The organism is Serratia sp. BNK-17, assembly GCF_048684935.1.
GTDB classification, from domain to species: domain Bacteria; phylum Pseudomonadota; class Gammaproteobacteria; order Enterobacterales; family Enterobacteriaceae; genus Serratia; species Serratia nematodiphila.
The window spans coordinates 125,448-146,726 of sequence record NZ_JBLQTR010000001.1 but is presented as its reverse complement, the minus strand read 5'-3'; the positions used below and the strand labels follow the sequence as shown (position 1 = coordinate 146,726).

Here is a 21,279-nt window from a genome sequence, read left to right as displayed (position 1 = left end):
GAGAATTATCCCAAACTATCAGGGCATTCCCGCACAAGGTGGCTATTTATGCTAGGGTATTCTTTCACTTGTTAATGGAACTGACGATATGACTACGGCTAAAGGAATGGCGCGAAAGCTCACCGTCGGTGAGATAGGAATAGCCTAGATCATTTTTAAGAATGCTATCGATTACTCGAGAGTGAGTGTGCATAACGCGGGTTATTTCCCTTTAGGTTTGCAAAATGACAATACGGCCGTTACACCGAACGGCGAAATTTATTTCACTCCAAAGAATTTTCGTGAAGATTATTCAAGAGAGAGCGCGGGTTTTCAACATTGGTTTATCCATGAAATGGCGCATGTTTGGCAGTATCAAATGAAGATGAATGTGTTGCTCAGAGGTACCATGAGCTGGGCGGCAACTTATGAATACTCTCTTCCCAACTATAACACTCTCGCTGACTACGGAATGGAGCAACAGGCCTCCATCCTTGCCGATTACTTTTTACTTATTCGTTTTAGTAGAGAAGAGTGGCGTCGTAACAAACGGATGACTGGCTTGGAAGGGCCAGATCTTAAAACTCGCTATGAAACCGTGTTACGGTTGTTCCTACGAGAGCCGCGTAACCCTAAGGCAATGAAATGAAAAAACTGACTTTTTTATTGGCGCTGGTATTACTGAGCGGCTGTGTGCAGGAGCGTCCCTGGTTCTATCCGGCAAACGTCAGCGTTAAAAATAATCGCGTATGCGTTAGCGTGCCGGACGATATTGCCGGAAAACGCGAGCTGGTGGGCATCGGAATTTATCAACCGGGGGCCGGCGGGAAGGCGGAATGGTCCACTTCGGTTGCGCCAGGTCAGCAACCGATAGCGGTCATGCCAGGCGAATGCCTGACGGAGGCTTTCGGCGGGTTCCAGATTGGGCATAGCTATTCGGTTGAGATTGCGACGGTCGGCAATGCGTCAAATGAGGCGCCGCGCAAATATTGGACTGAATTTACAGTGGTTGCTGATAAAGCGGATGGTAATAAACTCGCTGTCGTACCCATTCAGCGCTGACGTACGCGAACATAAAAAAAACCCGCCGGGGTGATAGCCGGCGGGCTTTTTGACGTCTGGGGCGGTGATTATTTGTAGATAACCGCGGTGGCGTGCATCAGGTTGTTACCGCTGGTGGAGGTGATGGTGAAGGCCTTGGCACCTGCCGCATCGGCTTTGGCGGCCAGCTGAGACTTCAGGCTGCTCAGGTCGGTCGCACCGCTGGCGACGATCACGCCGGCTTTTTCGAATTGGGCGGCATCCTGGGCGCTGACGTGCTCAGCGGCGAAAGTAGTGAAAGAAACGGTAGCCAGGGCGATAGCAGCAGCAAAAGTTTTGATGGTTTTCATGTTCGTCATTCCTGTCAAAGTGAATTAGGGAGAAAGGGGGTTGCCTTTCGATGGAAAGATTATTGCGCAGTGACAGGCGGGATGAAATCGGAGAGTGTTGATTGTTTTGTTCATATTTTTTGATTGTTTACTCCCCCGTTCATCTTCTGCCTAAACGGGGGGAGACGATCAGCGCGTCGGGCGCGCCAGATCGAAACGGTGCTGTTCGGAAATGCCATAGTAGGCGGTCGGGCCGCCGGCGCGCAGGATCGGTTCGGCGGCGGCGGTCTGGTAGACGCCGTGTTCGTCCAGCAGCGCCGGATCGAGGTGCACCGCCACCACCTCGCCCAATACCAGCCAGGTTTCCACCTGTTCACCGGCGGCGGTTTGCAGCTGAATGCACTGGGTCAGGCGGCATTCGAAGTTCACCGGGCTTTCGGCCACGCGCTCGGCTTTGACCCGGCGTCCGGGCAGTGGCGTGACGCCGGCGAAGGCGAATTCATCCTCGCCGCGCGGCAGGTTGATGGCGCTGTTGTTCATCGCTTCCGCCAGCGGGCGCGTCGCCAGATTCCAAACGAACTCGCCGGTTTCCACGATATTCGCCACGCTGTCTTTCCAGCCGGTGCTGGCGAAACCGATGATCGGCGGGCGATAGTTGAAGCAGTTGAAAAAGCTGTAGGGCGCCAGATTGCGCAAGCCGGCGGCGCTGCGGGAAGAGATCCAGCCGATGGGGCGCGGGCCGACGATGGCGTTCAGCGGATCGTGCGGCAGGCCGTGGCCGGCGGCGGGTTCATAATAATAACGAGATTCACGGCTCATGGGGGACCCTGTGGCAATCGATGAAGCTTTCATTGTGCCGGGTTTCCCGCCGCTGCGCCATTGCGGGCCGGATGTGTTATCTTACGCGTCGGAAATACCTTCAAGAGAGCCCGTCACGGTGGAAAAAAAGAAAACCTTCCCGCAGCAGAAAAGCGGCCTGCATCCGCGCAACCGTCATCGTTCGCGCTACGACTTCCCGGCGCTGATCGCCAGCTGCCCGGCGCTGGCGCCGTTCGTGAAGCCGAACGCCTGGGGCGATGTCTCGGTGGACTTCGCCGATCCGGCGGCGGTGAAAATGCTCAACCGTGCGTTGCTGCAACACTTTTACGGCATTGAACACTGGGATATTCCGGCGGACTACCTGTGCCCGCCGATCCCCGGCCGCGCCGATTATCTGCACCACCTGGCGGATCTGCTGGCGACCAGCAACGGCGGCGAGATCCCGCGCGGCAAGGGTGTGGCGATCCTCGACGTCGGCGTCGGCGCCAACTGCATCTACCCGATCGTCGGCCTGCGCGAATACGGCTGGCGTTTCACCGGGTCTGAAATCGATCCGGTGTCGCTCAACTCGGCCAAGATGATCGTCGAGATGAACCCGACGCTGCGTAACAGTGTGCGTCTGCGGCTGCAAAAACAGCCTGAGCTGATTTTTAGCGGCATCATCGGCGCGGCCGAGAAATTCGACGCCACCCTGTGCAACCCGCCGTTCCATGCGTCCGAGCAGGAAGCGCGCGCCAGCACCCGCCGCAAGCTGCACAAATTGGGCAAAGGGGAAGTGGCCGCCAAGCCGGTGCAAAACTTCGGCGGCAAGAACAATGAGCTGTGGTGTGAAGGCGGCGAAGAAGCCTTTGTGCGCAAGATGGTGGCAGAGAGCGTCGGCAAGGCCAACCACTGCCTGTGGTTTACCTCACTCATCTCGAAAAACACCACGCTGCCGGCCATCTACCATGCGTTGAACGTGGCGGGCGCGGCCGAGGTACGCACCATCGAGATGGCGCAAGGGCAGAAGATCAGCCGCTTCGTCGCCTGGACCTTCCACGACGCCGAGCAACAGGCCGCCTGGGCAGCCGAACGCTGGCGCTAACCCTTCCGGCGCCGGTTATCCTGCCGGCGCCGACAAAAATCCGCATTTTACCTTTCAATTTTCATCACTTACGTTATTCTCAATACGGGTTTATTAATAAAAATCTTAGGCTGTTAGTTTATTTAAATTCTAATAATTACTTTACTGAATAAATAAATTTAATCCGGTTAATAGCAATAACCAGAAGGAACGGCGCTGCCCGTTCCTTCCGCGATGGCACGTCTGCGTGTGGGCGCGGCATGTGGCCAGGCAAAAATAAGAAAAGCGCCATCTTCTGCCACAAGGACTACACCTTATGCTGTTACGATTCAGTCAGTTAACTACCCACAAAGGCGCCGAGCTGGGCGCGATAGAACACGCCGTTCCGATGATCGTCTTCTCGCCCGACGGCACGGTATTGCGCGCCAACGATCTTTTCCTCAGCACGCTGGGATTTCAACGCGATGACGTGATTGGCCGGCATCACCGTATTTTCTGCGATCCGAACTATGTCGCCAGCCCGTTGTACCGCAAGCATTGGGAGACGCTGAATAAGGGGCAACCCATCACGGACACCCTAAAACGCATCGCGAAAAACGGCGAGACGGTATGGCTGCAGGGCACCTACGCGCCGGTGCTGAATAAACAGGGTAAGGTGGTGGAAATCGTCAAGATCGCCAGCGAAGTGACCGAGCGAGTGACCCAGGCGCAGGAACACCGCAGCCTGCTGGCGGCGCTGAATCGATCGATGGCGATGATTTCTTTCACGCCGCAGGGCGACATTGTCAGCGCCAACGACAATATGCTGGCGCTGATGGGCTATCGGCTGGATGAGGCGTGCGGGCAGTCGCATGCGGTGCTGTGCCCGCCGGCGTTCGCCGCTTCCGACGACTATCGGCGGCACTGGCAGCGCCTGGCGCGCGGCGAGTTTATCACCGGGCGTTTTGAGCGCGTCAACCGGCGCGGCGAACGGGTATGGCTGGAGGCCAGTTACAACCCGATCCTCGACAATGAAGGCCAGGTGGTGAAAGTGGTGAAAATTGCCCAGGACATCACCCGATTGATGCAACAGCAGCAGCACGAAGAAGAGATGGTGCGCAACGCGCATCATCTGTCGCTGGATACTGACCGGCAGGCGGCGCAGGGCGCGGTCATCGTGCAGCAGGCGGTGAAGGGCATGCAGCAGGTCGAAGCGGCGGCGCGCGAAACCTCGGACGTGGTCACCGAGCTCGGCAAGTGCTCTCAGCAGATCGGCACCATCGTCGAAGCCATTCGTAAAATCGCCTCCCAAACCAACCTGCTGGCGATTAACGCCTCCATCGAAGCTGCCCACGCCGGTGAGCACGGGCGCGGTTTTGCGGTGGTGGCCAACGAGGTGCGCACGCTGGCGGAACAGTCGCGCAAGGCGGCGACCGAGATCGAACGCATGACCAAGTCTATCCAGCAAGGCGTGGCGGCGGCGATCGCCGGCATGGCGACCTGCGTGGAACAGGCCGGCGGCGGTGTGGCATTGACCCATGACGCCGGGGAAGTGATCAACCAGGTCAATATCGGCATGCATGACGTCGTGAAGCTGATGCAGGCCTTTACCTCGGTGAAGCAGGGCGATGCGCTGCACTGAGTCTGCCGGACGCCGCCTCTGAAAACGAGGCGGCGTTTGCCTTCCCCCACCGATTCCTGAGCCGTTGAGCTGCGGTTCAATTTTACCGGTCTATGCTAGACTTGATGTGAATGAACGTTCGTTCATTAATGTCAATTTATGGCGCCAGGCGCCCCCTTCACCGTTTCGGGAACTGACGATGGGAAACCGAGAAAAGATTGTCGAGGCCGCGCTGCACAGCTTTACCCATCAGGGATTTCACCAGACCAGCATGCGGGATATCGCGCAGGCGGCGGGCGTCAGCGTGGGCAACCTCTATAACCATTTTTCCGGCAAGGAGGCGCTGATCGGCGAGATCGCGCTGCTGGAAAACGGCGTATTCGCCGAGTTCGCCGCCGGATTATTGGCCGACAGAAAGCGGCCGAAGCAGGCGCTGTCGGCCTTTTTTACCGCCTATCACGCTTTTGTCGCTGAGCCGGCCAATGTGCAGCTGTCGGCGGAGATCGTGGCGGAGGTGGCGCGCAACCCGGCGTTGGCCGAGCCGTTCGGCGCCAACCAGCGGCAGCTGATTGAGGCGCTGGCGACGGTTATCGCCGAGGCTCAGCAAACCGGTGAGATTGCACCGACGATAGCGCCGTTACCGCTCGCGCAGCTGGTGCTGGACGTGATCGAAAGTCAGGCCTGGCGGCAGGCAATCTTTGCGTCGTCCGCGCCGGAGGAGACCACGCCGGTGCGGCTGTTGGAACAGCTGCTCTACCGGCATCCCTAGTCGAGGTGGATATGCTGCACATTGAGCCGTACCGCGATGCTGACCGCCTGCAAACGGCGGCGCTGATCTACGCCGCGTTCTGCGACAAGTTTCAGCGCGCGCGCCGTCTGAGCCCCCGCCTTCAGTGGCGTCTGTTCTATCGGCTGTGGTGTTGGAAGCAAGGCGGCAGCCGGGAGCGCAGCTTCGTGGTGAAGCAGGATGAACAGGTGGTGGCGGCCTTTGCCCTCAATGCGGCCGCTGGCGAGAACAACGCCGGGCGGCGTCCGCATGCCTTGCCGATTTGGCGGCTGTGCCGCCGCTATGGTTGGCTGAACGTTTGGCGCATGTATCTGCAAATGGCGGTGTTGCGGCACACCCCGGCGGCCGATGAACTGTATCTCTCTTACCTGGCGGTGGCCGAGAATCAGCGCGGCAAAGGGGTGGGCAAGCGGCTGCTGCAGTGGATGAACGACTACGCTGCCGGGCAGGGTTCTGGGCGGCGCCTGAGCCTGCACGTCAGCCGGCGCAACGTCGATGCGCTGCGCCTGTATCGGCGCTGTGGTTTTCAGGTGCGGCGAGAAGAGCATTACGCTGCGTTGGGATGGCTGTTCGGTCAGGCCGACTGGGTGTTGATGGAGAGACTATGCGGGGAGGCGACGTGCGCAAAATAGGACTGTGCAGTGTGGTGCTGTTTCTGCTGGCGCTCGGGTGGGTCATTTTCGTCAACGACTTTCGCTTCGTCACCGAACCGATCACGGTGATCGCCGGCGGCAACCGGCTGACCGGCACGCTGGTGTTGCCGCAGCATGCGCCGGTCAAGCCCGGCGTTGTGGTGTTCGTGCACGGCGATGGGCCGGCTAACGCCAGCCGCGACGAAGGCTATTTCGGCATTTGGGAGGCGATGGCGCAGCAGGGCTATGCGGTTTTATCCTTCGATAAGCCGGGCGTTGGCGGCTCGGGCGGCAACTGGCTGCATCAGACCATGGCGGATCGTGCGCGGGAAACCGCCGATATCATCGACTGGGCCCGGCGAGACGGGCGCTTCGATGCGCGCTGCGTGGGGCTATGGGGCACCAGCCAGGCGGGGTGGGTGATGCCGGAGGTGGCGCGTTTACGCCCCGATATCGCCTTCACGCTGGCGCTGGCGCCGGCGATCAACTGGCTGCGGCAGGGGCGTTACAACACCCGCGCGGCGATGGCGGCGGCGGGGGAAGATGAAGCGAAAATCCAGGCGCGCGAAGCGCACTGGCGCCATATCCAGACGCTGCTCGAGCAACCGGACGGCTACGCGCAGTACCGCCGCGAGTATGGCTCCGCCGCATTGAGCGCCGACCGCTGGCGCTTTATCCGCGCCAACATGGCCAGCGACGCGACGGCGGGATTGCGGAATTTCAACACGCCGGTGCACCTGATCCTGGGCGGGCGCGACGTCAACGTGGACGCGGACGAAACCGAGCGCGTGTATCGGCAAACGATCCCGGCCTCGCTGCTGACGGTGACGCGCATCGACGAAGCCGACCACGTGATGATCAAACCGCTGTTCGCCCGCCATCCGTGGCTGATCAACGTGGTAGGCCTGTTTGCGCCGCGCTCGGTGCAATACGACGCCTACCGACAGGACGTTGCGGCCTTCCTGGCCGCTCAGCCCTGCGGGCGCGGGCGCTAACCGCCGGGAGCCGCGGGCGGTGCCTGTTCTTCGTGCGGCTGCGGCGCGCGGGAGATCTGCATCGCCTGCTGCGGCATGCCGATGCCGGCCCGATCGAAATGGATTTTCACCAGCCGATCGAGGGCGTATTGCACCACCCACTGTTTCAGCGCCTGTGTGCGCACCGTCACGCGGGTGGTGAACGAGCGGTCTCCCAGCGCCACCACGCCGTTGAAGACCGGCTCGCCAATCAGGAAATGCTTCACCTGTTCATCTTGCTTCAGCGCCGCGACGGCCTGATGCAGCACCTCATTGACCCGATCGATGTCCTCGTCGCGGCTGACGGTGTAGTTGGCGCGGTATACCCCGAACTCACGCGCATAGTTGGCCAGCGTGGTGATCGAGGAGTACGGCACGATGTGGTAGACGCCGTAGTCGTCGCGCAGGCCGATCGAGCGGATGGTCATGCGCTCCACGGTGCCGGTGATGCCGCTGACGGTGACGTACTCGCCGGTGTTCATGCCGTTTTCGAACTGGATGAACACGCCGGTAATCACGTCTTTCACCAGCGTCTGGGCGCCGAAGCTGATGGCCAGCCCCAGCGCGCCGGCGCCCGCCAGCAGCGGCGCGATGTTCAATCCCACCTGCGACAGCACGATCATCACGGTAATGGTGCTGATAACGATAGCCAGCACGTTGCGAAACAGCGTCAGCAGCGTGCGTTCGCGCGCGCTCGGCCGCACGCCGTTGCTCAGCTCCAGCGCCAGACGGTGCTCGATGATGCTGGCCATCAGCGTCCAGCTGAACACGGCGATCAACAGGATCAGCAGGATATGCACCAGCCCGCCGAGCGTCCGCTGGCCATTTTCGCTGCCCGCCCACTGGTACAGGTTGATCAGGTGCCAGGCATCGAGCAGGAACAGCGTCACCGCCAGCACCACCATCACCCGCAGTATCTTCAGCCCGTTGGGGATGTAGGAGTTGATGCGCCGCTCGAGCATCGGGTAGCGCAGATTGACGTCGGTCGGCAGTGAAATGCGGCGGAAAATCCAGCGGGTCAGCATGCCGGACAGCAGCGCGCCGACGCCGACCACCAACAGGCTTTTCACCGTGGCGCTCATCATAAAGCGCAGGCTGTTGCCGATGTCGAACTGGGACAGCACGAACAACACCAGAAAATAGGCGATCGCCAACAGATGCCAGATATGCCCCAGCCCGCGCAGGATCACGCTGAAAAACGCCATCGACCGCTCGGCCAGCAGGTTGATCTGTTGCTGTATCGGCTTGCGGTTGTGCAGGATCAGCCAAATGGCGTACAGCGTCAGCGCCAGCATCACCACCAGGTTGACGGTGGCGGCGGCCGGGTAGCTTATCTGTACCGCCACCACCGGCACCACCACCATCAGGCCGTAGCCGATCAGGCCGCTGAGCCAGGCGAGGCGGGTGTTCCAGTAGTGCGCGCTCCGGTCGCTGAAGGGGAAGGGGCGCAGATAGTCGAAGCGGGGGGCGAAAATCAGCCGCAGCACCGCCTTGAAAAATTCAATCACCGCGAAGGCGCTGAGAAACAGGGTCTGCAGCCGCAGAATGGTGGCGCTGTCGGCGTGGACGTGGCGGGCGAACAGATTGCCCGCCGCCAGCGCCAGCAGCAGCACCAGCAGATCGATGGCGAAAGCGCCGAGAATGGCGGCGGGGCGTTTATACCACGGGCCGCGCTGTAGCCGCGCATTGTGTCCCCAACTGCCCATGCGTTTGTACAGCGGCGCGATCAGCCGCCGGATCAGGTGGAACAGCGCAAAGGTGACCGCCACCGTCAGCAGAAAGTAGCCCAGCGCGCGGAAAAAGCCGGCGGGATTGAAAACGCGCTTCGGGCCGGAGTCGATCAGCTTTTGCAGCGCGCCGAGCTTTTGGTTAAAGGTGCCGATGCCTTCCTGCGCCAGCGAGTTCAGGCTGTCGCTCAGCGTAGCGGGCGTCGATTCCTCCGGCGTTGCCGGCGCGGCGGCGGGGGCGTCGCCGGCGGTCTGTTTCAGGTGGTTGATGAGTTCCGCGCGCGCTTTGTCGTCTTGCAGCAGATCGGCCAGCGCGGCGTAGGCGGCTTTCTGCTGCTCGCTCTTGTCGGCGGGCGCGGGCGGCGCATTTTGCGCCAGCGCCGGTGGTGCGAAGACGTTCAGGGTCAGTAACAGCAGCAGGAAAAGCAGGTGTTCTCGCAGATGAGAACCTCGTCGGGAGTCTGCGTTTGGCGGCATGGTTCCTCTCTTTGGCGTTCTTTGATCGGCGGATGTAAAAGCAATACGATGAAAAACAATGAATATAGTAGGAAAGGTGGCGCGACGGGGCGTGGGAGAGCGTGCGGAATGAAAGCGGCGGGCGCGTGGTGCGCCCGCCGTTAAACCGCCAGGATCAGGACACGTGCTGCAGGAACTCCTGCAGACGCGGGCTTGGCGGATGATTGATCAGATCGTGCGGGTTGCCGTCTTCGGCAATCCGGCCCTTGTCGATAAAGATCAGGCGCGACGCCACTTTTTCGGCAAAGCCGACTTCATGGGTAACGATGACCATCGTCATGCCTTCCTCGGCCAGATCCTGCATCACCTTCAGCACTTCATGGCGCAGCTCCGGATCGAGCGCGGAGGTCGGCTCGTCGAACAGCATCATTTTCGGCTTCACCGCCAGCGCGCGCGCGATCGCCACGCGCTGCTGCTGGCCCCCCGACAGTTCGGACGGGTAATGGTGGGCACGCTCCGCCAGACCGACCTTGGCCAGCAGTTCGCGCGCCAGCTTTTCCGCATCGGACTTCTTCGCGCCGCGCACGCGGATCGGGCCGAAGGCGACGTTTTCCAGCGCCGTCAGGTGCGGGAACAGATAGAACTGCTGGAACACCATGCCGGCTTCCTGGCGGATCAGCCGATCGTCCACTTTCGGATCGTTGGCTTTCAGGCCGTCGACGATCAGATCGCCGCTGGTGACTTCTTCCAGCTTGTTGATGCAGCGCAGCAGGGTGGATTTGCCGGAGCCGGACGGCCCGATGATCACCACCACTTCGCCTTTGTCGATCTTCAAATCGATGTTGTGCAGCACCTGGGTTTGGCCAAAATGCTTGGAGACGTTTTTAAATTCAATCACAGGATTTTCATCCTTCTTTCCAGACGACGCAGCACGAAGCTCAGCACCAGGGTAATAATCAGATAGATAACCGCCACGGCGCTCCAGATTTCCAGCGCGCGGAAGTTACCGGCAATAATTTCCTGACCCTGACGGGTCAGCTCCGCCACGCCGATCACGATGAACAGCGAGGTGTCTTTGATGCTGATGATCCACTGGTTGCCCAGCGGCGGCAGCATGCGGCGCAGCGCCAGCGGCATAATGACGTAGCGGATGGTTTCGCGGCGCGACAGGCCGAGCGCCAGGCCGGCTTCGCGGAAACCGTTATGGATAGACAGCACCGCGCCGCGGGTGATTTCCGCGATGTAGGCGCCGGAGTTGATCATGATGGTCACCACCGCCGCGGTGAAAGGATCGATGCGCAAATCGGTGAACGCCATCGGCAAGGCGAAGTAGATGAACATCACCTGCACCACGATCGGCGTGCCGCGGATCACTTCGATAAACACCAACGCGATGTGGTTGGCGATCCAACCGCCGTAGGTGCGGGCAAAGCCGGCGACGAGGCCGATGATCAGGCCGCCAATCAGACCGAGGACCGAAATCCACAGGGTCATTTTGGCGCCCTCTAACAAGATAGGAATGGCGGGCCAGATGGCGCTCCAGTCGAACTGCATGATATTTCTCCCGGTGATCCCAAACGTGGGTATCAGATACAACAAAGCGCAGGGGGTTAAGCGCCCCCTGTGCTTAAGTTAATCGCTTGCCAAATTCACAGCTTACTTAGGTTCGGTGCCGAACCACTTCTTGTAAATCTCGTTATAGGTGCCGTTCTCGCGCAGCGTTTTCAGCGCGCCGTTCACCTTCTCGCGCAGCTCGTCGCTGCCTTTAGGGAAGGCGATGCCATACTGCTGCGCTTCCAGCGAATCGCCGACGGTTTTGAACTTGCCGGCGCCGGCCGTCTTAATGAAGTATAGGATGTTTGGCGTGTCGTGCAGCACCGCGTCGGCGCGCTTGGTGCCCAGTTCCATGTAGGCGTTGTCGATGTTAGGGAACTGACGCAGATCCTTGGTTTTGATGTGCTGCTTGGCGTAATCCACCGAGCCGGTGCCGCTCTTCACCGCCACCACTTTGCCGTTCAGATCGTCGATGCTTTTCACGCTGTTGTTGTCGGCGTTGACCATCACCAGCAGGCCGCTCTTGTAGTAGCCGTCGGAGAAATCGATGGCTTTCTTGCGCTCATCGGTGATGGTGATGCCGGCCAGCGCCAGATCGACGTTTTTGGTCTGCAGCGCCGGAATGATGCCGCCGAAGTCCATCGGTTTCAGGGTGTAGTCCAACTTCAGCTCTTTGGCGACCGCGGCCCACAGGTCGATGTCGAAGCCGACGTATTTGTCGCCTTGCTTGAACTCAAAAGGAACGAAAGCGGTGTCGGTGGCGACCACCAGTTTGTCTGCTGCGTGGGAACTTACGGCAAAGGCCAGAGAGAGTGCGGCCAGGGAGACTTTAAAAATCGACTTCATGAGAGGAATTCCTGTACAGGTTGCGGATTACCCATTTTTTATATTGCAGTTGGTGCCATGAAAAAATCGTGCCATGTTTTCAACTAATATAAAAACAAAGAGTTACTGCGTGATGTTGTGCCGTGACGGCGAATAGTTATGGTTATGCACCACAATGAGGCACCGAAATGGTGCGTAAGAATTATCTTGGTGCACGGGGCTATCATTAACCAAATTTTGGCTGTGAAACAACCGTTCTTTAACGTTTTTGCTTCAATATTGATAACTAACTCTAACTTTCATGATCCATTGACGGTGCAAGGGTGACTGCGAGAGGGGCAAAAGGGGAGCAGATAATGCTAACGCAACTGGCTGTCTTTGCTGCCGCGCCGGTTGTACAGGCTGGTGGCCGCGTGTTTTTTGTCTTGTTCGGCCTGGCAGGCGACGCAAAAACGCACGCCCTTCAGCGCCTTGCGGCGCGCCTCGGGGATCGGTTCTCCGCATTCCTGGCAATAGCGTTCGCTCTCGCCGTGCCCGAGCGCTTCACGCGCGCGCTGCACCGCATCGTCGACGGTGGAATCAATCTGATCTTGTACGGCGCCGTCCGCCGCCCAGCCGCTGGCCATAATCACCTCCTGACAAGGAAACCCTACCGTTTAATATGGGCCGTTTTTTGTACAATGCAACGGTCGCGCAAAAGAAAACAGGCCGGGCAAAGCCCAGCCTGCGCTGCCCGGAACGACGGGCGATCTGCAACGCTTTCGCGTTATTCGATATTGGATTCGATGAACCACAGGAATTTGTCCAGATCGCGCGAGGCGGCGGTGAACATATCGGCGGTGTCTTCGTCTTCCACTTCGGTAATGGCTTTGCGGATGTCATTCGCGACCGCGCCGTAGCGATCGGCCAGCGCTTTCAGGTGCTCTTGCACGCTGTGGATATTGGTTGGGTAGCTTTTCAGCGGCGTGCGATCGTTGACCACCTGTACGGTGCCCAGCGCCACGCCACCCAGCTGCACCACGCGCTCGGCGAAGGTGTCCTGATGCTCGATGATGGCGGTGCGGAAGCCGTCCAGCATTTCATGGACCGCGATGAAGTTCGCGCCGCGCATGTTCCAGTGCGCCTGTTTGGTGATCAACGAAAGATCGATGAATTGCACGACCTGATGGTTCAGCGCCTTGATGGCGGCCAGTTTAACTTTTTCGTCCAGATCGTTACGGGTATACAGCAGATCAGAAGATTTCGTTTTCACCAGTTTAGCGGTACTCATATCAGATATCCTCTTGATTAGTCGTTGTCCTATTTCGTTACGGGATTAATTATAGCAGGGATGTTTATTTTTGCCGCACGAAAATGGCTATTGCACAAATAGGGGGGGCCTAATGGCAATATTTTTATTTGGTTTTTTCTATTGTGTAATTTTATGAATTTTATTGTTATTTTGTTTTTTATTATTATTTTTGTCAGTGACAATTTATCCCCGTTATCTTATTTTCTGCGGGCGCGCAGGTTTGGTTAAATATCCACTTTGTTATCGTGGTGTTAATGCCAAGCCTATTCAGATTGATAGACGTAATTGATACGGCTAAAGTATGGAAATTATCCCCAGTCTTTATTGGCGAGTGATGAAAATTAACGTCGTCGGCACCAGCGGCAGCGGTAAAAGCACCCTGGCGCGTCAACTGGCGGAACGTCTTGACGTTCCCTATATCGAGATGGACAGACTCTATTGGCGGCCCGAGTGGCAGGGGACGCCCGATGGCGCGTTTCTGGCGCGGCTTGAGCAGACGTTGGCCGAAGCGGGAGGAGGTTGGGTGCTGGACGGCAACTACAGCCGCACGCAACCTATCAAGTGGCGCGAGGTCGATTATATCCTGTGGCTGGACTACGGTTTCTGCCGCACGCTGTGGCAGGCCGTGCGCCGCGCATGCCGACGCGCGGCCGGCAAAAGCGAGCTGTGGCCGGGCACCGGCAATCGGGAAAGTTTCCGCCGTTCTTTCTTTAGCCGCGAGTCGATCGTGCTGTGGACGATCCGCACTTACTCGAAGAACCGGCGAAAATACCTGGCGGAGATGGCCCGTACCGATATAGGGGGCCGTTTCAAGCGCTTGCGCTCTCCCCGCCAGGCCGCCGATTTTCTACGGACGCTGCCGCAGGCTCACAGCAGCAGGCGGTGATGGATCCTCACCACCGCTTTCTTGATGTGCTGCGGCCGCTGCCACAGGCAGCCGGTCTTATGCGGTTCCATCTGGAAAAAGATCGCGAACATGCCGTGCGTCATGTGAAGGGTTTGCGGGTGGCGTTTGATGTCCAGCAGCAGCAGATCGCTATTTTCTGCATGCGGATGTTCGCGATGCCAGTCGCCCGCCAGGCCGTATTCGATGCGTTCTTCGCCGCTGATCAGCAGATGCAGCGCGATGTACTCCTGATGCATTTCGGCGCGCTTCTCCGCCGCCGGCGCGGTGGTCAGCGTCATCACGTCCATAAAGATGTTGTCGCCGTCGATCGGGTGATGGCCCAGCGCCAGTTCGGGCAGGTCGCATCGGCGCAACTCGGTCAGGGTTGAAACCAGCGCCGGCGCGAGTCCGCGGCCGAAGCGTGGGTTGAACAGGCTGTTGTGAATCACTGTTATTCTCCATGTGAGCGAAAGTCCAAAGAGCCTGCGATACAGGCTAAGGGGAAGTATGCCGATTTGTCACGAGGAAAACAGTTAACCCGCCTGCATTCCGGCGTTGCGGACGGCAGGCGAGTCAGGCGATCAGGAAAGGCTTTCGAGGCGCGGTTTGGGGCGAATGGTCAGGGCGGAACCCATGGAGGCGGCGATAATCGCCGCCAGCGCCAACCATTGCACGCCGCTTAGGTGTTCGCCGAGGAACAGCATGCCGGACAGAGCCGCCATCGCCGGCTCCAGGCTCATTAAGGTGCCGAAAGTGCGCGCCGGAATTTTGGGCAGCGCGATGATCTCCAGCGAATAAGGCAGCGCGGTGGAGAGGATCGCCACCGCCAGCGCCACCGGGAGAATATCGAGGTTGAACAGCACGCTGCCGGTTTGCCAGGCGCCGATCGGGCAGAACACCAGCGCAGCGATCAACGAACCGAGCGCCACCGTGCCGGGTCCGTGATCGCCGCCGGCCTTTTGGCCGAAAATGATATAGACCGCCCAGCAGGCGCCAGCGCCGAGCGCACAGGCGGCGCCGAACGGATCGATCCCGCCTACGCCGTGGCCGAGCGGCAACAGGAACCACAACCCGGCGATCGCCAGCGCCACCCAGAGAAAGTCGATCGGCCGCCGCGACGAGAACATGGCTACCGCCAACGGGCCGGTAAACTCCAGCGCCACGGCGATGCCGAGCGGCACGGTGCGCAGCGAAAGGTAGAACAGGTAGTTCATCGCGCCGAGCGACAGGCCGTAAATCAGCAGCGGCAAGCGGCTGCCGGCGACGATGCGCATACGCCACGGGCGGAAGATAATGAACAGAATCAGGGTGCCGATGAAAAGACGCAGCGTCGTAATGCCTTCCGCGCCCACGATCGGGAACAGGCTTTTGGCCAACGAGGCACCGCTTTGGATAGACACCATGGCGATGATTAACAGACAGATGGGCAGCAGCGCGGAGGGCGCTCTGCCGGAAGTAGATAACGACATCCTTAATGGGCCTTTTTTGCGCCGTTCCTCAGCCTTGAGAAAACGGTCGAAACGGGGATGCGAGCAGTGTAAATGAAATGGCGAAAATCTGTCTGAGAAAAGCGCGCATCGCGGTGAAATCCGCCGATCCTCGGATGAGATGTGGCGAATTTGGTCAAAAAGTGCGCTTTTTCTTAAGAATTATCTGGATATTAAATTGGTGATTTTTGTCACAGAAAGCCGTAGAATACGGCCGAAAATAGAGCGAAAAGAAGTAGATACACTGTTCTTGAAATCTTCTGTTACACGATATAAAGCATTAGACACTCATTTCAAGGCAGAGTTTCACGCTAATTTTTGTTATATTTTCAAAGCATGAACAAATGGATGTACTTAATAATAAAACGCGTTTGAGGTGGTTATGAAAAAAATTGCATGTCTTTCCGCAGTAGCAGCTTGCGTATTAGCAGTTAGCGCAGGTACCGCATTCGCTGGTCAGAGCACCGTATCCGCTGGCTATGCGCAGGGTGATCTCCAAGGCGTTGCTAACAAGGCCAACGGTTTCAACCTGAAATACCGTTACGAGTTCGACAACAACCCACTGGGTGTGATCGGCTCCTTCACCCACCTGGAAAAAAATCGTTCTGAAAGCGGTTTCTACAAGAAATCTCAGTACGATTCCATCACCGCAGGTCCAGCTTACCGCTTCAACGACTGGGCGAGCATCTACGGTGTGATCGGTGTTGGCTACGGCAAAAACATCGACAACGCCCAGGCTGGCGGTAACAAAGGTGGCAACAGCGACTACGGCTTCACCTACGGTGCAGGTCTGCAGTTCAACCCAATCGAAAACGTTGCCCTGGACGTTGGCTACGAGCAGAGCCGCATCCGCAGCGTGGACGTTGGCAGCTGGAACGTTGGCGTAGGCTACCGCTTCTAAGATTTCTTCATGCCTGCGGGCGTGAATGCGCGGCACAGGTTGCCGCGCGGATAAAAAATCCGCCTTCGGGCGGATTTTTTTTATCTGTCATTAGTCGCTGCGCCCCGTAGGCTGCGTCGAAAAGCGCGCGCTGCGGGCATCGCGCTCATAGCCTTGCGGTTCGGTCAGTAAACCGTACAGCTCGGGGCGGCGTCCGTAAATCCAGCGGCGTCCGGTACTGAGCGGGATCAGCGTCAGATCGAGATCGGCACTGACCAGCCGGTCTTCCGCCGCCCAGGTCTCCGCTACGATGCGGCCGTAGGGATCGAGGATCATCGCATTGCCGGTGCGTACCTCATCGTCATCGCGGCCCACGCCGTTGCTGAATAACAAAAACAGCCCGTTGTCATGAGCGCGCGAGGGCAGCCAGCGCATCAGCCAGCCGCGGCCGTGTTCGCCGCGAAAGGCGGCTTCTATCGCCTGCGGATCTTCCGCTCGCCGCTGCCACAGCGCCTGTGGGATCGGCTTCATGCCGTGCGGGCTGCGCGAATGGGTGCCGCCGGTCTGGTGTGGGGCCATCAACACCTCCGCGCCCAGCAGCGCCGTCGCGCGCACATTCTCCACCAGATTGTTGTCCCAACAGATCAATACGCCCACGCGCACGCCCCAGGGAGTGTCGAACACCGTATAGCGATCGCCGCTGGCGATAGCCGGGTGTTCGAAGGCGTGCAGTTTACGGTGCACATGCAGCGCGCCGTCCGGCAGGCATACGGCGTAGGCGTTGTAGCAACGGCCGTCGTCGCCCAGCTCGATCAGCCCGACGCCGATCGCCATGTTGTAACGCTCAGCCAGCGGGCGAATGCGCGCCAGCGAAGGGCTGGACGCGATCGGTTCCGCCAGCGCCCGCACTTCGGCGTCGGACAGATGGCGCACGTGCCAATAGCCGGTGATACACATTTCCGGGAAGGCCAGCAGCTGTACCTGCTGCTCGGCCGCCTGAGCGATAAAGCGCTCGATGGTCGACAGGTTGTAATTCTTATCGTTGGCGCGATGCTGGAATTGCACCGTGGCGGCGCGTAATGAGATGGTCATGGTGTTTCTCCGATGAGGGTCTGCGTTGATTACAGCAGGTGGTTTGATTACTGTATAATCAATTAAATTCCCTATTCGATAACCTAATGGAATGGATATAAAACAACTGCGCGCCCTGGTGGCGCTGGCTGAGCAGGGCAACTATCGGCAGGCGGCGAGCCGGCTATGCATCAGCCAACCGGCGCTGAGCAAGCAAATTCAGGCGCTGGAAACCCAGCTCGGCGTTCGAGTGTTCGAGCGTGGCCGACAGGGGGCGGTGCTCACCGCCGGCGGGCAGCGGCTCTACCCGGAAGCGCAGGCGCTGGTGGAGCAGTACCAGCAGTTTCAGCGGCGCGCGCGGCGGGTGGCGCTCGGGGAAGCGGGGCGGCTGACGCTGGGATTTGGCCTTTCCAGCTTTCATCTGGCGCCGCAGCTGGTGGCGGCCTTTCGCCAACGGTTTCCCGAGGTGGCGATCGGCCTGGAGGACTTGCCGTCGGAACGCCAGTATCAGCTGTTGCTGCAGGGAGAGTTGCAGGCGGGGTTCGTGCGCTTGCCGGTCAATACGCCGCTGTGCGGCGTGGCATTGCTGAGCGATCGGTTGGTGCTGGCCGCGCCGGGCGCGCTGGCGCTGCGCGCCGACGATCTGATGGCGCGTTTCAATCAGCTGCCGCTGTTGCAGTTGACTCCCAAACGCGGGCGCGGGCTGAGCGATCAGTCGCTGCGGTTTATCGCCGCCCACCGGTTGACGCCGAACGTGGTGCAGCAGGCCGGCGATATCCAGACGTTGCTGGCGCTGGTTGCCGCCGGCGTCGGTGTCGCGCTGCTGCCGCACAGCATCACGCATATCGCGCCGGCCGGCATCGACATTTTACCGCTGAGCGGCGAGGAGACGGAGTGGCAGGTCGGTATCGCCTGGGATCCGCAGCGCGCCGATGCGCTGCGGGACAACTTCATTCAGACGGCGTTGGCGGCGCAACGCGCTTAGGCATTCAAAGCGGGCAATGCATCACGACGATCGGGCTCTGGTGATACTCGCTGCGGTGGCTTTCGCTAAAGCCGACTTTTTTCGCCAGCGCCAGCGAAGCCTGGTTTTCCGGTGAGATGATGCAGACGGTTTGCTTGCCGGGCAGGTGCGTTTTACCCCAGGCCAGCGCCGCCCGCAGCGCCTCGGTGGCGTAGCCTTTGCCGTGCGCCGAGCTCACCAGCGTCCAGCCCATTTCCGGCGCGTCGAGCGCCGGGGTGATGTCGCGCAGGAAGTTGGAGAAGCCGATGCTGCCGAGATACTCGCCGCTCTGTTTGTCACGCACCGCCCAATACCCGTATCCCAACAGCGCCCAGTGGCCGACGTAGCGCATCAGGCGCCCCCAGGAGTCTTCCCGGTCGCGCGGCGTGCCGCCGATATAGCGCACCACCAGCGGATCGGCCCACAGAGCGGCCAGCGAGTCGAAGTCGTCCAGCGTGTGCGCGTCCAGCCGCAGGCGTTCGGTGATAAGCGTTGGCGCGGTGTTGATTACGGTCATGTTGCTGCTCCTGCACAGGGTGAAAGGCGATGAAAAACAACGGCGTTCAGTATGCCAGAGAAATCACACCGCCAGCCACAACAGCCAGGTGAACAGAAAGCCGCTCAGGCCGAGCAGGGTGGTCAGCACCGTCCAGGTCCTCAGGCCATCGGCCACCGACAGCCCCAGATAGCGCGTGACGATCCAAAAACCGGAGTCGTTGACGTGGGAAAGCCCCAGCCCGCCAAAACAGGTCGCCAGCGTCACCAGCACCAGCTGCAGCTGATTCAACCCGCTGACCGCTTCCGACAACAGGCCGCCGGTGGTCAGGATCGCCACGGTGGCGGAACCTTGCGAAGCGCGCAGCGCCAGCGAAATGATAAACGCGGCGGGCACCAGCGGCAGGCCAATGGCCGTCAGCACTTCGGCCAGCGCCTTGCCGACGCCGGATTCCACCAGCACCTTGCCGAACACGCCGCCCGCGCCGGTCACCAGGATCACCACCGCGGCGGTCGGCAGCGCGGCGCCCATCACGTCACCGGCGTGTTGCAGGCTCCAGCCGCGGCGCAGCGCCAGGAAATAGAAGGCCAGCAGCAGGGCTATCATCAGCGCCACCGCCGGCGACCCCAGCAGCGACAGCGCATCGCGCAGCGCCGAGCCTGCCGGCAACAGCGTGGCGGAGACGGTGCCGAGCATGATGATGGCGATCGGGATGACGATCAGCGCCGCCACCAGGCCAGCGCCGGGCGGGTTGATGCGATCGCTGAGCGGCGCTCGCCCTTCCGGCCGCGGCTCCGGCGCCGCCAGCTGCAGCTGTTCCAGCACCTCTATCGATAACGGATAGGTTTTGCGGTTGAGGTAGTTGGCGGCGAAATAGCCGATCGCGCCGACCGGAATACAGATCGCGAGGCCGATGATGGTCAGCCAACCGATGTCGGCGTTGAGCAGGCCGGCGGCGGCGACCGGGCCAGGGTGCGGCGGCAGCGCGACGTGTACCGTTAACATCACGCCGGCCATCGGCAGGCCGAACTTCAGCGGCGACACTTTGGCGACCTTGGCGAAGCCGTAAATAATCGGCGCCAGAATGATAAAGCCGACATCGAAGAATACCGGAATGCCGAGGATAAATGCGGCGAGGGTCAGCGCGGCGACGGTATGTTTCGGCCCCAGCCCCTGGCTGAAACGTTGCGCCAGCGACTCGGCGCCGCCCGAGTGTTCGATCATGCGCCCGAGCATCGCCCCCAGACCGATGATGATGGTTACCGAGCCGAGCACGCCGCCCATCCCGGCGGTCATCACTTTCATCACTTCACCGGTCGGAATGCCGCTGGCCAACGCCACCAGCAGACTGACCACCAACAGCGCGACAAAGGGTTGCACCTTCGCCTTAATCACCATCAATAACAGCAGCACCACGCCGAGTACGGCAATCAGCAACAGCAGAGAGGTAGACATGAAAAAAGCCTTTCGTTGGGTAAGCGTTGGGCACCGCGATCGCCGCGTGGCGATACGGGTGCGTTTCATTGTTATAAAATCGTTTTCCTGGTGTCGGCGTGCGACGTTAGCGGTAAGGCTTCAGCCAGCCGAGCCCGGCGGCGGTGTCGCCGCGCGGCCGATATTCGCAACCGATCCAGCCCTGATAGCCGAGCGCATCCAGCCTGTCGAACAGCCATGGGTAATTCAGTTCGCCCTCGTCCGGTTCGTGACGATCCGGCACTGAGGCTATCTGGATATGCGCGTAGCGCCCGGCCAGCGTCTCCAGCAGCCCGCTGATATTGCCGTCCACTAACTGCGCGTGGAAAAAGTCGAACTGAATGAACACGTTCGGTCTCTCGATCGCCGCCACCACCTCCGCCGCCTGATGTTGACTGGCGAACAGGTAGTCGGGCTTGACCGGTGGGCTGAGCGCTTCGATCAGCACCTTGACGCCGTGCGGGGCGAAGGCGTCGGCGGCATAGCGCGCATTGGCGATAAAGGTGTCGAGATAACGTTGCCGATCCGCGCCCGCGGGCACCACGCCGGCCATCAGGTGCACGCAGGGACAGGCGAGGGCGATGGCGTAGGCCAGCGCGCGATCGATATCAGCGCGCGCATCTTGCTCGCGGCCCGGCAGCGCCGCCAACCCCCATTCGCCGGCGGCGACATCGCCGGGCGCGGTATTGAACAGCACCTGTTGCAGGCCGTGTTCGCGCAGCTTTTCGGCCAACAGCTCAGCGGGATGCTCGTAAGGGAACAGGAATTCCACCGCGCTGAAGTCTTGTTCGGCAGCGGCAGCGAAGCGCTCGAGGAACGGCACTTCGTTAAACATCATCGATAAATTGGCGGCAAATTTAGGCATGA

The 21,279-nt window shown here is 60.0% G+C and carries 24 protein-coding genes; 10 read left to right on the top strand and 14 right to left on the bottom strand.

Features of this window, described 5'->3' with window-relative positions:
* Positions 1–187 precede the first annotated feature (187 nt).
* Positions 188–628, top strand: a complete 441-nt coding sequence (locus ACMGF7_RS00685; RefSeq protein WP_420286332.1) for a hypothetical protein — start codon at positions 188–190, stop codon at positions 626–628.
* A complete protein-coding gene (locus ACMGF7_RS00680; protein WP_048795879.1) occupies positions 625–1,041 on the top strand; it encodes a putative T6SS immunity periplasmic lipoprotein in 417 nt (138 codons plus the stop codon). Before ACMGF7_RS00685 ends, ACMGF7_RS00680 begins: the two co-directional genes overlap by 4 nt.
* A gap of 68 nt (positions 1,042–1,109) precedes the next feature.
* Here the strand turns inward: ACMGF7_RS00680 and bhsA are convergent, their stop codons facing one another.
* The gene (gene bhsA / locus ACMGF7_RS00675) at positions 1,110–1,370 is read right to left on the bottom strand and encodes a multiple stress resistance protein BhsA (RefSeq protein ID WP_015377148.1); all 261 of its coding nucleotides are present in this window, start codon (positions 1,368–1,370) and stop codon (positions 1,110–1,112) included.
* 168 nt (positions 1,371–1,538) lie between these two features.
* On the bottom strand, positions 1,539–2,168 hold the full coding sequence (locus ACMGF7_RS00670; RefSeq protein WP_049200915.1) for a flavin reductase family protein: 630 nt from the start codon (positions 2,166–2,168) through the stop codon (positions 1,539–1,541).
* 118 nt (positions 2,169–2,286) lie between these two features.
* On the opposite strand from ACMGF7_RS00670, the gene rlmF reads away from it, so the two are divergent.
* From rlmF to ACMGF7_RS00645, 5 genes are all read left to right on the top strand, one after another.
* The gene (rlmF, locus tag ACMGF7_RS00665) at positions 2,287–3,252 is read left to right on the top strand and encodes a 23S rRNA (adenine(1618)-N(6))-methyltransferase RlmF (RefSeq protein ID WP_170310338.1); all 966 of its coding nucleotides are present in this window, start codon (positions 2,287–2,289) and stop codon (positions 3,250–3,252) included.
* Positions 3,253–3,547: 295 nt separating this feature from the next.
* Positions 3,548–4,852, top strand: a complete 1,305-nt coding sequence (locus ACMGF7_RS00660; protein WP_306377282.1) for a methyl-accepting chemotaxis protein — start codon at positions 3,548–3,550, stop codon at positions 4,850–4,852.
* 178 nt (positions 4,853–5,030) lie between these two features.
* Positions 5,031–5,600 carry a TetR/AcrR family transcriptional regulator gene (locus ACMGF7_RS00655; protein ID WP_306377283.1) on the top strand — a complete coding sequence of 190 codons (570 nt, stop codon included), beginning with the start codon at positions 5,031–5,033 and terminating at the stop codon, positions 5,598–5,600.
* Positions 5,601–5,611: 11 nt separating this feature from the next.
* Positions 5,612–6,250 (top strand): GNAT family N-acetyltransferase, encoded by a 639-nt coding sequence (locus ACMGF7_RS00650; RefSeq protein WP_049241217.1) that lies wholly within the window; start codon positions 5,612–5,614, stop codon positions 6,248–6,250.
* Entirely contained in the window at positions 6,238–7,245 is a 1,008-nt protein-coding gene (locus tag ACMGF7_RS00645; RefSeq protein ID WP_100396093.1) for an alpha/beta hydrolase family protein, read from the top strand. The genes ACMGF7_RS00650 and ACMGF7_RS00645 overlap by 13 nt, the downstream gene beginning before the upstream one ends.
* Here the strand turns inward: ACMGF7_RS00645 and ybiO are convergent.
* The 6 genes from ybiO to dps form a co-directional block, all read right to left on the bottom strand.
* Entirely contained in the window at positions 7,242–9,467 is a 2,226-nt protein-coding gene (ybiO, locus tag ACMGF7_RS00640) for a mechanosensitive channel protein (RefSeq protein WP_197800341.1), read from the bottom strand. The two genes, ACMGF7_RS00645 and ybiO, sit on opposite strands and share 4 nt — an antisense overlap.
* Positions 9,468–9,621: 154 nt before the next feature.
* Positions 9,622–10,344 (bottom strand): glutamine ABC transporter ATP-binding protein GlnQ, encoded by a 723-nt coding sequence (gene glnQ / locus ACMGF7_RS00635; protein WP_004939230.1) that lies wholly within the window; start codon positions 10,342–10,344, stop codon positions 9,622–9,624.
* Complete coding sequence (gene glnP, locus ACMGF7_RS00630) at positions 10,341–11,000, bottom strand: glutamine ABC transporter permease GlnP (protein WP_004939229.1); 660 nt, start codon at positions 10,998–11,000, stop codon at positions 10,341–10,343. Before glnP ends, glnQ begins: the two co-directional genes overlap by 4 nt.
* Before the next feature lie 102 nt (positions 11,001–11,102).
* Entirely contained in the window at positions 11,103–11,846 is a 744-nt protein-coding gene (gene glnH, locus ACMGF7_RS00625) for a glutamine ABC transporter substrate-binding protein GlnH (RefSeq protein WP_004939223.1), read from the bottom strand.
* Between the two features lie 338 nt (positions 11,847–12,184).
* On the bottom strand, positions 12,185–12,451 hold the full coding sequence (locus tag ACMGF7_RS00620) for a DksA/TraR family C4-type zinc finger protein (protein WP_015377155.1): 267 nt from the start codon (positions 12,449–12,451) through the stop codon (positions 12,185–12,187).
* A 140-nt stretch (positions 12,452–12,591) separates the two neighbouring features.
* Entirely contained in the window at positions 12,592–13,095 is a 504-nt protein-coding gene (dps, locus tag ACMGF7_RS00615) for a DNA starvation/stationary phase protection protein Dps (RefSeq protein WP_004939215.1), read from the bottom strand.
* A 355-nt stretch (positions 13,096–13,450) separates the two neighbouring features.
* On the opposite strand from dps, the gene ACMGF7_RS00610 reads away from it, so the two are divergent.
* On the top strand, positions 13,451–14,002 hold the full coding sequence (locus ACMGF7_RS00610) for a shikimate kinase (protein ID WP_160125253.1): 552 nt from the start codon (positions 13,451–13,453) through the stop codon (positions 14,000–14,002).
* On the opposite strand, the gene nanQ is transcribed toward ACMGF7_RS00610, so the two are convergent.
* Together nanQ and rhtA are read right to left on the bottom strand one after the other, a co-directional pair.
* A complete protein-coding gene (nanQ, locus tag ACMGF7_RS00605) occupies positions 13,984–14,451 on the bottom strand; it encodes an N-acetylneuraminate anomerase (protein WP_049241221.1) in 468 nt (155 codons plus the stop codon). The two genes, ACMGF7_RS00610 and nanQ, sit on opposite strands and share 19 nt — an antisense overlap.
* 132 nt (positions 14,452–14,583) lie before the next feature.
* Positions 14,584–15,471: a threonine/homoserine exporter RhtA gene (gene rhtA, locus ACMGF7_RS00600; protein ID WP_004939202.1), complete on the bottom strand. Its 888-nt coding sequence runs from the start codon at positions 15,469–15,471 to the stop codon at positions 14,584–14,586.
* A 400-nt stretch (positions 15,472–15,871) separates the two neighbouring features.
* Here rhtA and ompX point away from each other — a divergent pair, with 400 nt between their 5' ends.
* Positions 15,872–16,390, top strand: coding sequence for an outer membrane protein OmpX (gene ompX, locus ACMGF7_RS00595; protein WP_004939201.1), 519 nt, complete (start codon positions 15,872–15,874; stop codon positions 16,388–16,390).
* Positions 16,391–16,480: 90 nt separating this feature from the next.
* Here the strand turns inward: ompX and ACMGF7_RS00590 are convergent, their stop codons facing one another.
* The gene (locus ACMGF7_RS00590) at positions 16,481–17,461 is read right to left on the bottom strand and encodes a nitrilase family protein (protein ID WP_164095313.1); all 981 of its coding nucleotides are present in this window, start codon (positions 17,459–17,461) and stop codon (positions 16,481–16,483) included.
* A 91-nt stretch (positions 17,462–17,552) separates the two neighbouring features.
* On the opposite strand from ACMGF7_RS00590, the gene ACMGF7_RS00585 reads away from it, so the two are divergent.
* The gene (locus ACMGF7_RS00585; RefSeq protein WP_164095314.1) at positions 17,553–18,425 is read left to right on the top strand and encodes a LysR family transcriptional regulator; all 873 of its coding nucleotides are present in this window, start codon (positions 17,553–17,555) and stop codon (positions 18,423–18,425) included.
* A 4-nt stretch (positions 18,426–18,429) separates the two neighbouring features.
* Here ACMGF7_RS00585 and ACMGF7_RS00580 read toward each other — a convergent pair whose 3' ends face one another.
* From ACMGF7_RS00580 to otnI, 3 genes are all read right to left on the bottom strand, one after another.
* Complete coding sequence (locus tag ACMGF7_RS00580; protein WP_004939196.1) at positions 18,430–18,960, bottom strand: GNAT family N-acetyltransferase; 531 nt, start codon at positions 18,958–18,960, stop codon at positions 18,430–18,432.
* Positions 18,961–19,023: 63 nt separating this feature from the next.
* Entirely contained in the window at positions 19,024–20,394 is a 1,371-nt protein-coding gene (locus ACMGF7_RS00575) for a GntP family transporter (protein WP_049241225.1), read from the bottom strand.
* A 106-nt stretch (positions 20,395–20,500) separates the two neighbouring features.
* Positions 20,501–21,277 carry a 2-oxo-tetronate isomerase gene (otnI, locus tag ACMGF7_RS00570; protein WP_197800347.1) on the bottom strand — a complete coding sequence of 259 codons (777 nt, stop codon included), beginning with the start codon at positions 21,275–21,277 and terminating at the stop codon, positions 20,501–20,503.
* Positions 21,278–21,279: the final 2 nt, after the last annotated feature.